The following is a 13,009-nucleotide window of genomic DNA, read 5'->3' on the forward strand; positions in this document are numbered from 1 at the left end:
AACAGTTTTGCTATTGATGTGAAAACTTCCAACACAGAACCAGTAAGCTTGACCGTGTATGACATGGCCGGAAGATTATTGGAAGTGAAAGAAGTGAAAGCAGCAGATGTAACCAACTACCAGTTTGGAGACCGTTATCCATCGGGTGTTTACAACGTGATTGTAACACAAGGTAATGAAACGAGAACCGTGCGAGTGGTGAAACAATAGAACAAAGGTGCTGAGGGACTGAGGTTCTAAGGTACTGAGTTAACAAAAGAGAAACCTCCGATAAAATCGGAGGTTTTTTTGTTTAATTATTTCTAATAAAAACATCTAGTTAATAATTTATCTATAAACAAACTGTTTAGAATAAATAAACTCATAAAAAAACGATACATTTGAAAAATTTTTTGTGAAGATGAATAAATTGAAAAGCGAAGAGTGGTTATTTGAAATTTCTCCAAAAAAATCAGCTTTTGAAATCAATTTTAAAGAGTTGTGGCATTACAGAGATCTTTTAATGTTATTTGTAAAAAGAGACATTGTTACTTTTTATAAACAAACAGTTTTGGGTCCAATTTGGTTTATTATACAGCCTTTACTTACTTCTGTGATTCAATTTATAATTTTCAGTAAAATTGCCGACATACCATCTGATGGGGTACCTTATTTTTTATTTGTGCTCGCGGGTAATATTTTATGGTTTTATTTCTCAGATTGTCTAAAAGCTGTCTCCGAAACCTTCACTGCCAATCAAAATATTTTTGGTAAAGTATATTTCCCTAGAATTATTATGCCACTCAAGGTTGTTGTTTCCAATTTAGTCAAATTTTGTATTCAGTTTGTTTTTTTTATTGTTGTTTTGATATACTATATCTATCAAGGTTATGATATAAACCCATCTTTATTAGTACTAATAACACCAGTTTTACTATTCATGACAGCTATATTAGCTATGGGAATTGGCATGTTAATTTCTTCTCTAACAGTTAAATACAGAGATTTGAATTTTGTAGTCACCTTTGGAATCTCACTATTCATGTATGTTACTCCAATTGTTTATCCAACAACATTGGTTTTAGAAAAGATTAATCCAAAATACCATATATTGGTTTATTTGAATCCATTGACAGGGATTTTAGATTTTTTTAAATATGCATTTCTAGGTTCAGGTTCAATTAATTTGGCTTATCTTTTGTATTCCTTAGGTATTGGATTGATTGTGCTTCTTGCAGGTGTATTGGTTTTCAACAGAACTGAGAAGAGTTTTATTGATGTAATTTAATTTTTGAAATGTCAATATTAACAAGAGTTTTGAAAGAATTAAAGTTCTAAACCAATATAAAGATTAAACAAAGAATTATAAATATTTCTGTCAAAAAAACACATATAACAAACTTCATATAAATAAATTTTTATCATTAGAAAATTAACATTATTTTTAACCCATTAAGATGATTCATGAGTACAACCATACTTAAAGTACAAAATATTTCTAAGCAATATCGACTAGGTAAGATTGGTACTGGCACTTTGTCTCACGATTTAAATCGTTGGTGGCATACTGTACGTGGTAAAGAAGACCCATATTTAAAGATCGGTGAAGCGAATGATCGCAGTGTAAAAGGAAATAGTCAGTATGTTTTGGCATTGCAAGATATCAGTTTTGAAGTAAAGCAAGGAGAGGTTTTAGGAATTATAGGAAAAAATGGAGCAGGTAAGTCAACGTTGTTAAAAATATTATCTCGAGTTACTGCACCTTCAACAGGTACTATAAAAACACGGGGAAGAATTGCCTCCTTACTGGAAGTAGGAACTGGTTTTCATCCAGAAATGACTGGGCGTGAGAATATTTATTTAAACGGTGCCATACTAGGAATGACTAAAAAGGAAATAGATACTAAATTAGAAGAAATTATTGATTTTTCTGGTTGTGAAAGATACATAGACACCCCCGTAAAAAGATATAGTAGCGGAATGACTGTGCGTTTAGCTTTTGCTGTAGCAGCCCACTTAGAACCTGAAATATTAGTTGTAGATGAGGTTTTGGCCGTTGGTGATGCGGAGTTCCAAAAGAAGGCGATTGGTAAAATGCAGGATATTTCAAAAGGGGAGGGTAGAACGGTTTTGTTCGTGAGTCACAATATGGCAGCCGTTAAGAGTTTATGTACTAGGGCGGTTGTAATCAAGAATGGTATGATAACATTTGATGGAGGAGTTGATGATGCAATTCAATTTTATTTAAAGGAAAGTACAGTTCATACGGCAATTAAAGAGATAAAAGAAAGAAAGGGAAGTGGTATTATTAAGATAATTGATGTGGAAGTATTTGGAAATTCAATAGGTATATTACCACAAACTGGACAGCCATTTCATATTGAATTTGCATTAAGTAATCCTAAGGGAATTACCAGCAATCAAATGCGTTTTGATTTACGTATTGATGATCACATGGGACAGCGAATTGCATGGATGAGTGATAGCGTTTTGCCAAAACAATCCTTTAATACGAGTCAAAGAGTACAATTTATGATTCCTAAATTAAATTTGAATCACGGATTATACTATGTAACAACGCACATAAGTGTTAATAATGAGGTTAGCGATTGGATCCAAAATGCTTTTTCTTTTGAAGTGACAGAAGGAGATTATTATGGTTCCGGTAAAAAAACACCAGCCGAGCAGAGTAAAACATTGTTGGATTATAACGTAAACTATCTATGATAAAAAAGATAATTGCCTTAATTAAAGAAAATAAGGAAAATCAAAGACATATTATTAGGCAAAATGAAGAATTAATTTGGGCAAATGTCTTTCATGACAGTATCAGAGATAAATCTCATTTACAAAATTTATCTTTAAATATTGGAAGATGGGCCGGAGGTTATTCATTTTTCTATTTGTTAAATAGGATTATGTCTGATGCCAAGCCGCAACGTATTTTGGAATTTGGATTAGGCGAGTCGTCCAAGTTTATTTCATCTTGTTTAGAACATGATTTAAAAACTGGAATACATCATATTATTGAACAAAGTTCTGATTGGGATAAAGCCTTTAAAAAGCGATTTACATTGAGTGATTTTTCTAATGTTTCTATTTGTCCATTAGTTAAAAAGGATGTTAATGGACATGAAGTAAACTGTTATGAAGGATTAACTGAAATTGTGTCAGGTAAATTTGATTTTTATTTGGTCGATGGCCCTTTTGGTAGTTCACATTTTTCAAGATACGATATTTTGCCATTGGCAGAGCGATTGACGCCAACAGACGATTTTATAATTATTATTGATGATTATGATCGAGTAGGAGAAAAAGAAACCGCTCAATCACTAGTGACTTTATTTGCGGAAAAACAAATTAAAGTACATATTAAACATTTTGTTGGAGTAAAAAAAGTTTGGTTGCTTACAACTCCAAAGTATCGCTTTCTAACTTCTGTTTAATTTTATTTCTTATTTAAAAATGTGAAGATAAATGCATCAACCTTTAGTTTCCATAATTATTCCAACTTATAACCGAGCCTATTTAATTGGTGAAACATTAGAAAGTATTTGGTCGCAAACTTATTCCAATTGGGAATGTATTGTAGTTGATGATGGAAGCAATGATGAAACCGAAACTGTGGTTAATGAATTTTGTGAAAAAGATGAACGTTTTCAATACCATAAAAGACCATCGTCTCTATTAAAAGGAGCTAATTCTTGCAGAAACTACGGGTTTGAAATAAGTGCAGGTGAATTTATCAATTGGTTTGATAGTGATGATATTATGTTAGATGATTTTTTAGAAAAAAAAATCATTGCTTTTTTGCCTGAAATTCAATTTGTTATATCTTCTGGTTTTTTTTGGGATTCTAAGAATAATTCAAAAACAATTGTAAAAATGGAGCCTACAGATAATTTGTACGTAGATTTTACAATGTGGAAAATAAAAATTCTGACACCTTCTGTTTTATTTAGAAAAAGTTTCCTAGTTGGTAAAGAATTGTTTAAACCAAAAATGCAAAGAGGTCAAGAAACTGAACTTTTTACTCGATTATTTTTTGGATGTAATTCATCCGATTACAAAATAATTCCTGAGTTTGGATTTCTTTACAGACAACATGAAGACGCGAAATCAGCTAAAAATTCTATTTATAACAGAGGGTTTAAAGAATCACTATTTTATTATTTATTTCAAAATTTTAAAAGAAGTGAGCAAATTAAATCAAACGATTTATTTTACTATTTATACCGTAAACTTATTAAATTGTTTTTTGCCGCTAACCAAAATCAACATAAAGAACTGACTAATGCTATAATTAGAGATTTTTTTCCTTTACTAATTCGTCATAATGGAATTAAAGCTTTTGAAATGATTTTAATTGGAAGACTTATGGGTTTGTCAAAAAAAACGCCCTATTTTTTTAGAAATAGATGGTTGAAATTTAAATTCAATTAACTTGAAACTTTTTATCGCCTTAATCATGCCATTTTTTATCTAATTAATATTGGATTTATTTTTAAAAGTATACAAGAACAGTTATCTCTAACTATAACTCTCATTTTAAATAACGTTTAAGTATAAAATCAATTAAAGATGGATATTAAAAAAGGTAGTAGTTATTAGTAACAACTCAAAAATGTTAAAAAAATATAAAATACTGGTAGTTGTAACAGAGTTTCCCTCTGTATCAGAAACTTTTATACTCAATCAAATTACAGATTTGATAGATAAGGGGCATAGTATTACCATATTTAGTTACAATCATAATAAAAATAGTTTTGCTCATCAATTATACTACGATTACAATTTAGCGGATTTGACAATTACTCATTTTAAAAACGAAAAGACAAATTGGCACTTTTTAAAAGGAATAATAACGTTTTTTTTTAAATATCGAACTCAAATAACTTATTCTAAACTTTTCAAATTATTGAATCCATTAAAATGGAAGGAAAATCGTGCTAAAGCAAAAGTGTTTTATGATTTACCTGTGTTTTTATTGAACACCCATTTTGATTTAGTGCATTGCCATTTTGGATTTAATGGTCGTAAAGTAGCAGAAGCCATGAGAATTGGAGTTTGTTCAGCTAGAAAAGCAATAGTATCCTTTCACGGCTCAGATTTAACACCATCTAAAATTAATATATACCAAAATGTTTACAAGGATTTATTCTTTTTTTTTGATGCTTTTATAGTAAATTCTATCTATCTTCAAGAGATATTATTTCAAGTTAAAGGTGATTTAGACAAATGTTATTTGTTGCCGGAAGGATTTAAAACATCCTATTTAAATCAATTTTTATCAACAGTAAAAATAAGTCCAAAATTCAATATTGTATTTTGTGGTCGTTTAATTCAATGGAAAGGACCGGATTTAGCAATTAAAATTGTAAAAAAATTGGTTGATAGAGGTACAGCAGACATACTTTTTCATCTTATAGGTAATGGAGAAATGATGGGAGAATTACGTAGATTAGTAAAAGAATTGCACCTAGAAGAAAATGTTATTTTATATGGAGCCTTATCTCAAGAACAAGTTTTTAAGATTATGGCAGGATCAGATGTTTTTTTACTTCCAGGTATTCAAGAACCTCATTCTAAACGTTCAGAAGCACAAGGTTTAGTTATTCAGGAAGCACAATTTTTTAAGTTACCACTACTAGTGGGAAATGTTGGAGGGGTTAAATACGGTATGCTGAATGGCACAACCGGTTTTTTAATAGAAGAAAATAATATGGAGGTGTTTGTAGAAAAAATACTATTTTTATACCAAAACCCTGAAAAACGTATAAAAATGGGGGAAAAAGGACATGATTGGGTTAAAAACGAATTTGAGATTAGCCTATTGGGGAATAAATTGATTAAGGTTTATGATTTATTGAATTAAAAACATATGAATATTTCTGTAATTATACCTACGCTTAATCGAAGGGATTATGTTTTAGATATGTTAAAAGACCTTTCTATTCAAACACTTAGTGTAAATGAAGTGATAGTGTCTGATCAAAGTGTTATTTTTGAAAAAATCGAAAATAGTTATCCATACAAATTCACTCATTTTCAACATAAAGGGAAAGGGCCATGTTGCAGTAGAAACGACGCAGTTTCATTCGCTAAAGGAGAAATTTTGATTTTTTTGGATGATGATGCCAGAATAGACAGTAATTTTGTATATGAAATTACAAAATCAATAGTTGAAAAAAAATCAAAAGTCTGTTCTGGATCTATTTGTAATATCGACGGGACAGTTGTTAATAAAGAACAATTAAATTCGTATTGGTTTTTTAAGTTAACTCTTGCTCCTAAAAAAGAAATAGATTCCTGTTATTACACTCCAGCAGGTTGTACTGCAATAACTAAAGATTTATTCTGTTCAATTGGAAAGTATGATTTGTTTTTTGACCCAAATGGTGCTGGTGAAGATAGAGAATTAGCCGTCAGATTGGTTAATAGTGGACACAAAATCTATTTTAATCCAAAAGCTAAACTATTACATATAGGAGCACTAAGTGGGGGTAGAAGAAATATAAATAATGTTTCTTTAGAATTCATAAAAAATGTAGGTTACATAATTTACAAATATTATGGGAATAAAAAGTTGATAGGATTTAAGTTATATTTAATAAATCAAAGAATCAAGAAGATTATAAAACTAGAGATGCCATTTTACAATTTTCAGATGATATTTAAAATCTTGAAAATTACAAAAACTCGACTCTATATATAATAACAAAGAATGCCAAAGTATAAAAGAATATGAGTTTATCATCCTTTTATAATTAAAAAAATAGCCTTGAATGAGTGTGCTAAATGTATGATGAAGAAAATAAGTATAATATCTCCGGTATATAATGGCGCTACTTTCTTGCCATCATTCATCAAGAAATTGGTAGAATTTACTTTTCAAGATTTTGAAATTATTTTTGTTGATAATAATTCTTCTGATGATTCCGTACAAATTTTACAAACAGAATTGTCAAAAACAAAATTAGATTATAAGATTCTTTACGAATCGAATCAAGGATCTGGTTATGCTAGAAATAACGGAATTAAAAATGCAATAGGAAAATACATTACTTTTATAGATTGTGATGATCATATACACCCTCAAAAATTGAAGGAAGATGTTCGAATTATGGAAGAATTTGATGTGGATTATGTACTTTGTCGAACCCAAAGGACGTACACAGATGGTCGGACTTTGATGCAGCCATTGGAAGGCTTGGAGGTAGGAATGATTGATCCTCCAAAGGCAGGTTTAATTTGGTTGTCAAATTTCTTTTTTCTTCAAGGGCCAGGAGCCATATTAGCAAAGCGAGAAGTGATAAACTTTTTAGGTGGTTTTCATACTTCTAAAACAGGTCAAGATGCTTTTTTATACATAAGATTAGGGCTTTATTCAAAAGGATATTACTATGATAAAGTTTATAATTTTTATCTAAGACATGCAGCTTCAACCATTTCTAAACGAAATAAAGAAAAAGATGGGATAGTATTATCTTATTTTAATTTACGTAAAAACTTATTTTCAGATGACATTGTAAATGATAATTCTAAAGCGATGAATATTTTGAAAAGACAACTAAACGGAGACCTATTTAGATTACATTCTTCTGGTTATTCTCTTTCGGAATTAACTAATGATTCTCGTTTGGAAAAATTAGAATTAAATGTTATTCTATTTAATAAATTTAGTTTATTTTTAAATAAAATAGTTCCAAATATAAAATACAACCCATTTTATAGAATATGGCTCAGAATAAAGTAAAAATTCTTTTTACCATTCCCAATTTTGATACTGCCGGAAGCGGAAAAGTGGTTTATGACCTAGCCAAAAACTTAGATAAAGAAAAATTTGATGTTTCTATAGCCTGTCGTAACTCCAAAGGAATTTTTTTTACCGAAATTAAATCACTTAATCTTCCAATTTATTTTCTTGAAATAACAGTTCCAATCAAACCCTATTTTACTTTTCTTTCAAGAATAAAACCTTTTAAAAACTTTATCAAAGAAAATAAATTTAATATTGTTCACTCATGGCATTGGAGTAGCGATTGGAGCGAAGTGGTTGCGTCTCGTTTAGGAAAAGCAAAGTTCATTTATACCAAAAAATCAATGTCATGGGGCAATTTACATTGGAAAATTAGAAGTTTTTTTTCAAACCATGTAATTATAACAAATCATGAGATGAATCATTTCCTGCCAAATAAAAGAAATAAATCGATTATACCCTTTGGAGTAGATACAGATTATTTTAGAAAGGAATCAATAAAATCAATTATTCAAAAAGAAAATTTTAACATTATCACAGTCGCCAATTTAGTTCCAGTAAAAGCAATTGAAGATATTATAAAAGCAATTCACTTACTAAATACCCCTCAAATTAAATTGAATATCATTGGTTCTGATTGCGGGGACTATCCAGAATACTTAAAAAAAACAGTAGCTGAATTAGGGCTAGAAAAACAAGTAAAATTTCTAGGAAAACATACTGATGTTCGTCCTTTTCAAAATAATTCAGATTTATATATAATTTCAAGTCAAAAAGAAGGTTTACCTGTAGCACTTTTAGAAGCAATGAGTATGAGTTTACCTGTCTTAGGTTCTAATATTCCGGGAATTAGATTTGTTTTAGAGGATTTTAATAAATTGCTTTTTGAACAAGGTAATTACCATCAACTTGCAGAAAAAATTATTTACTTTTACAAAATGTCAACCCAAGAGAGGGTTGGAATTGGTCAAAAATTGAGAAAACATTGTGAAGATAATTTTTCACTTAAAATGTTTATTCAGAAACACGAAGAACTCTATTTAAAAATAGTAAAAAAATAATGACTCAGGTTAAAACCGAAATAATTCCCTCTAAGCAAACATTTGTAGGCGAAACGAAGTCAATTGACTACAAAGCAATTTGTGTTTTTGCAGCGACCGGTTTTTTTCTAGATCAAGATACTTATTTTAAGGAACAAAGAGTTCTAAAACCCGGATTTCAATATACCTTAGATAAAGAAACAATTCTTGTAGAAAAGAATTATTTCAAATGGCATTATTCGCCTATTGAAAGACCTTTTGAACAAGTAGTAAAAGAATTTGCAACACTTTTTGAAACGATAGTTAATGAACAAGTTGGCGATAAAAAAGTTATTCTTCCGCTATCCGGCGGACTGGACAGCAGAACGCAAGCTGCGGCTCTTTATCATTTAAAAAAAGACGTAAGAAGTTATAGTTACGAATTCGAAAACGGATTAAACGAAACGTATTTTGCTGAAAAAATAGCTCGAGTTTGCCAATTTCCTTTTGAAAAATGGATCATACCAAAAGGTTATTTATGGAAAGATATTGAAAAAATTGCTCGAATAAACCAATGTTATACAGAATTTACTCATCCGCGTCAAGCTGCTGTTTTAGACAAATTATCGGCAATGGGCGATATTTTTTGTTTAGGTCATTGGGGTGATGTGCTTTTTGATGACATGAAAGTAGATGATCTTCTTCCGTTTGATGAACAAGTCGATTTAATGGCTAAAAAAGTGCTAAAAAAAGGCGGATTAATTTTAGGAAAAAAACTCTGGGAATCGTGGGGAATTGAAGGTGATTTTGAAACTTATTTGAAAGAAAGAATCTGTAACTTACTGAAAGAAATATATATTCCTGAAAGTGCCAATGCACAAATTAGAGCCTTCAAAAGCTTATATTGGGCACCACGATGGACAAGTATAAATTTATCTTTTTTTGAATCAGTCAAGCCCATAACGTTGCCTTATTACGATAATCGTATGTGTGAATTTATTTGTTCTGTACCCGAAAAATATTTAGCCGGACGACAAATTCAAATTGCTTATCTAAAAATGAGAAATCCTGTTTTAGCAAAAATTGCTTGGCAAGATCACCGGCCATTTAACCTATATAATTATCATTTCAATAAATTTCCGTTTAATTTACCTTACCGTTTATTCAAAAAAATCGATAGAGAATTTATCACCAAAAATAAAGTAGTCAATAACTATGAAAATCAATTTTTGGGAGATGATAATGAACGAAATTTAAAGTATTGGTTGTTTCAAAATAAAGATTTTCAGAATTTTATCGATCCAAAACTTACACTGGAAATGGTTGATAATTTTAAAGGTAAAGAATCATTAAAATATTCCCATCCAATAAGTACTTTATTAACGCTTTCGCTTTTTATGCATTTACATAATCATGAGAAAGTTTAAAATAGCCATTTACTGCGGAGAAATCCCACCGCCAACCTTTATCGATCGATTGATAAATGGGTTGGCTGAAAAGGGAAATAAGCTAATCCTTGTAGGCAAACTTACTCGAAAGGTTTCTTACAAATCGAATCATGTAAAAATTATAGGCTACTCAGGTAAAATAAGTAAAACTTTCATTTTACTCTATTATTCAGTATTACTTTCGTTATTTCAAAATAAAGAAAAGAAAAAATTAAAAAATTGGATGGAATTGAATTCAAAATACAATAATATTTCTAAAATTCGATATTATCCTATCCTATATAATAGGCCGGATGTGTTTCATTTACAATGGATTAAAGGGATTGAAGATTGGGTTTGGGTTAGAGAGTTTGATATCAAATTAATTGTAAGCCTTCGTGGAGCTCATATCAATTACACTCCCATTTGCGAACCAAAATATGCTGAGATTTACAAAAGATATTTTCCGCTGGTTGATGGCTTTCATGGTGTTTCAAAAGCGATTATGCAAGAAGCAACAAAATATAATTCTACTCTAGAAAAATCTAAGGTTGTATATAGTGGCTTAAATACAAAAAAAATGTCATTTAATTTGACAAAAAAATCAGTTGAACATCTTCAGATACTTTCTGTTGGCAGAAACCATTGGAAAAAGGGATATCGATATGCATTGGATTGCATGCGGATTTTAAAAGACAGAAATGTTAAATTTACCTACACTATAGTTGGAGTAGACGAAGATGAAGAATTACTTTTTCAACGAAAGCAATTAGACTTGCTTAAGGAGGTTTTTTTTGTCCCTAAATTGGGATTTAATGATGTAATTGAAAAAATGAAAAAGGCAAATATGTTGCTTTTACCAAGTTTAGAAGAAGGTATTGCCAACGTTGTTTTAGAGGCTATGGCAATCGGAACAGTGGTGGTTTCATCCGATTGTGGCGGAATGAAAGAAGTAATAAAACACAATGAAAACGGCTTTTTGGTTCCGGTAAGAAATTCAAAAGATATGGCTCAAGCAATTCTTGATGCCTCCCAACTTTCTGAATCTGAAAGTTCAAAAATGCTGTTGTCAGCTAGGGATCAGATTGAAAAACAACATTATGAAAAAAATATGATTCACGGTATACTAACTCTTTATAAACATTCTTATGAGTTTAAAAACAGCTAGTCGTATCGGTTTGGTTTTGCCAAATATTCCTAACTACTCAGAAACCTTTTTTAATTCAAAAATAAAAGGGCTTCAAGAGAATGGTTTTGAGGTTATTTTATTTTCAAACAGTAAATATAGAAATGTTCATCCAACCTGTGAAACTAGTTTTGCTCCCAATTTTTCAAAGCGATTTGGTTTGATTTTTGATATTTTATTCGCCATAATCAATTGTCTTAAAAATATAAAATCAACCATAAAACTTTTTAAACTCAATCGAGAAGATGGTTTAAGTTGTAAAAATTCAATTAAAAATTGTTTAATTAATAGTCATTTTTTATCACACAAATTAACTTGGTTGCATTTTGGTTTCGGGACAATGGCTTTGCAAAGTGAGAATGTAGCCGAAGCTATTGGAGCAAAAATGGCGGTTAGTTTTAGAGGATTTGATTTGTATATTTATCCTGCAAAGTTTCCTACGTGTTATAATTTGTTGTTTTCCAAAAAAGTAAAATACCATGTTTTATCAAATGAAATGAAAAATACGTTGATAGACTATCGAATTTCGAGTGATACTATTCACATCATCACACCAGCCATTAATATTGATTTTTTTCAACCCGAAGCAAGTGCTCAGGAACCAAATTCAGTCTTTCAATTTGTAACTGTTGGTCGTCTTCACTGGAAAAAAGGATTAGAATATACATTGGAAGCGTTTGCAATTTTGAAAAAACAAGAAATTCCTTTTCATTTTACAATAGTTGGTGATGGGGTTGAAAAAGAAAAACTGATGTTTGCAGTGCATCAATTAAACCTTGAAGCAAATGTTACGTTTGCTGGGAAAATTCCGCATAATGAAGTAAAAAATCTTCTTGAAAAAAGCGATTTTTATATTCAATATAGCATTCAGGAAGGTTTTTGCAATGCGGTTTTAGAAGCTCAAGCAATGGGTTTGCTTTGCATCGTGAGTGACGCCGATGGTTTAAGTGAAAATGTTTTGCACAATGAAACTGGTTGGGTTGTTCCCAAAAGAAATCCAACTTTACTGGCTCAAAAAATGATAGAAACAATTGATTTAAATGATACAGAAAAATCAAAAATAAGAGAAAATGCAATGGAAAGAGTGAAAAGTGAATTTAACTTAACCAAACAAGAAATAGAATTTAAATTATTTTACACCGATTAATCAGTAACTAACTATGCTATTTAATTCTATCGAATTTTTTGTACTTCTGTCGTTGGTTTTTGTGTTATATGTGTTGTTGCAAAAGCAAAAATTAGCATGGCAAAATGGACTGCTTTTAGTTGCTAATGACTATTTATATGGTTGTTGGTATTGGCGTTTCCTATTCTCCCAAATTCGAGGCAAAGATTTCCATACTACGAATGAATTAAATAATAACACCCAACAGGTTTATTTTACTTTCTGATATCAGTCAGTTGATGAAAATTTTAAAAATAAAATTTTTGCTTTAAATAATCCATATTTATTCAAAATAATCGATTTTTGCACTGATAATCAAATTGAATTACTGTTATATCAATCACCAATGTCAAATATAAATGTCACATATCCTCCGAATAATAAGGTTTTAAATCATTCCTTACGTTTTAATTCTAGTGATTTATTTTATGACTACATTCATGTGAATCAAAAAGACAGAAAAATTTGTTCAGA

At 30.2% G+C, this 13,009-nt stretch carries 12 protein-coding genes; all 12 read left to right on the top strand.

The features are described 5' to 3' along the window. The coding region (locus tag B0I10_RS13745) for a T9SS type A sorting domain-containing protein (RefSeq protein ID WP_146740366.1) at window positions 1-210 on the top strand (210 nt) is incomplete at its 5' end. Window positions 211-400: 190 nt separating this feature from the next. Then, window positions 401-1,267: an ABC transporter permease gene (locus B0I10_RS13750; protein ID WP_112087090.1), complete on the top strand. Its 867-nt coding sequence runs from the start codon at window positions 401-403 to the stop codon at window positions 1,265-1,267. Between the two features lie 176 nt (window positions 1,268-1,443). Beyond that, window positions 1,444-2,706, top strand: coding sequence for an ABC transporter ATP-binding protein (locus B0I10_RS13755; RefSeq protein ID WP_112087091.1), 1,263 nt, complete (start codon window positions 1,444-1,446; stop codon window positions 2,704-2,706). Beyond that, window positions 2,703-3,425, top strand: coding sequence for a hypothetical protein (locus tag B0I10_RS13760; RefSeq protein WP_112087092.1), 723 nt, complete (start codon window positions 2,703-2,705; stop codon window positions 3,423-3,425). The genes B0I10_RS13755 and B0I10_RS13760 overlap by 4 nt, the downstream gene beginning before the upstream one ends. Window positions 3,426-3,456: 31 nt before the next feature. Beyond that, on the top strand, window positions 3,457-4,422 hold the full coding sequence (locus B0I10_RS13765; protein WP_112087093.1) for a glycosyltransferase family 2 protein: 966 nt from the start codon (window positions 3,457-3,459) through the stop codon (window positions 4,420-4,422). A gap of 181 nt (window positions 4,423-4,603) precedes the next feature. After that, a complete protein-coding gene (locus tag B0I10_RS13770) occupies window positions 4,604-5,854 on the top strand; it encodes a glycosyltransferase (RefSeq protein ID WP_112087094.1) in 1,251 nt (416 codons plus the stop codon). A 6-nt stretch (window positions 5,855-5,860) separates the two neighbouring features. Continuing rightward, window positions 5,861-6,694: a glycosyltransferase family 2 protein gene (locus B0I10_RS13775; protein WP_112087095.1), complete on the top strand. Its 834-nt coding sequence runs from the start codon at window positions 5,861-5,863 to the stop codon at window positions 6,692-6,694. An 87-nt stretch (window positions 6,695-6,781) separates the two neighbouring features. After that, window positions 6,782-7,735 carry a glycosyltransferase family 2 protein gene (locus B0I10_RS13780; RefSeq protein WP_112087096.1) on the top strand — a complete coding sequence of 318 codons (954 nt, stop codon included), beginning with the start codon at window positions 6,782-6,784 and terminating at the stop codon, window positions 7,733-7,735. Window positions 7,736-7,782: 47 nt separating this feature from the next. Beyond that, window positions 7,783-8,799 carry a glycosyltransferase gene (locus B0I10_RS13785; protein WP_181456960.1) on the top strand — a complete coding sequence of 339 codons (1,017 nt, stop codon included), beginning with the start codon at window positions 7,783-7,785 and terminating at the stop codon, window positions 8,797-8,799. After that, complete coding sequence (locus B0I10_RS13790) at window positions 8,799-10,184, top strand: asparagine synthase-related protein (RefSeq protein ID WP_112087098.1); 1,386 nt, start codon at window positions 8,799-8,801, stop codon at window positions 10,182-10,184. Before B0I10_RS13785 ends, B0I10_RS13790 begins: the two co-directional genes overlap by 1 nt. Next, a complete protein-coding gene (locus B0I10_RS13795; RefSeq protein WP_112087099.1) occupies window positions 10,171-11,352 on the top strand; it encodes a glycosyltransferase family 4 protein in 1,182 nt (393 codons plus the stop codon). Before B0I10_RS13790 ends, B0I10_RS13795 begins: the two co-directional genes overlap by 14 nt. Then, window positions 11,333-12,517, top strand: a complete 1,185-nt coding sequence (locus tag B0I10_RS13800) for a glycosyltransferase (RefSeq protein ID WP_112087100.1) — start codon at window positions 11,333-11,335, stop codon at window positions 12,515-12,517. Before B0I10_RS13795 ends, B0I10_RS13800 begins: the two co-directional genes overlap by 20 nt. The last annotated feature ends 492 nt before the right edge of the window (window positions 12,518-13,009 follow it).

Source organism: Flavobacterium lacus (genome assembly GCF_003268815.1).
Classification (GTDB): domain Bacteria; phylum Bacteroidota; class Bacteroidia; order Flavobacteriales; family Flavobacteriaceae; genus Flavobacterium; species Flavobacterium lacus.

Excerpts from the sequence above, each read along its gene's own strand:
- B0I10_RS13750 (WP_112087090.1), top strand. The coding sequence starts at position 401 with ATGAATAAATTGAAAAGCGAAGAGTGGTTATTTGAAATTTCTCCAAAA.
- B0I10_RS13755 (WP_112087091.1), top strand. The coding sequence starts at position 1,444 with ATGAGTACAACCATACTTAAAGTACAAAATATTTCTAAGCAATATCGA.
- B0I10_RS13760 (WP_112087092.1), top strand. The coding sequence starts at position 2,703 with ATGATAAAAAAGATAATTGCCTTAATTAAAGAAAATAAGGAAAATCAA.
- B0I10_RS13765 (WP_112087093.1), top strand. The coding sequence starts at position 3,457 with ATGCATCAACCTTTAGTTTCCATAATTATTCCAACTTATAACCGAGCC.
- B0I10_RS13770 (WP_112087094.1), top strand. The coding sequence starts at position 4,604 with ATGTTAAAAAAATATAAAATACTGGTAGTTGTAACAGAGTTTCCCTCT.
- B0I10_RS13775 (WP_112087095.1), top strand. The coding sequence starts at position 5,861 with ATGAATATTTCTGTAATTATACCTACGCTTAATCGAAGGGATTATGTT.
- B0I10_RS13780 (WP_112087096.1), top strand. The coding sequence starts at position 6,782 with ATGATGAAGAAAATAAGTATAATATCTCCGGTATATAATGGCGCTACT.
- B0I10_RS13790 (WP_112087098.1), top strand. The coding sequence starts at position 8,799 with ATGACTCAGGTTAAAACCGAAATAATTCCCTCTAAGCAAACATTTGTA.
- B0I10_RS13795 (WP_112087099.1), top strand. The coding sequence starts at position 10,171 with ATGAGAAAGTTTAAAATAGCCATTTACTGCGGAGAAATCCCACCGCCA.
- B0I10_RS13800 (WP_112087100.1), top strand. The coding sequence starts at position 11,333 with ATGAGTTTAAAAACAGCTAGTCGTATCGGTTTGGTTTTGCCAAATATT.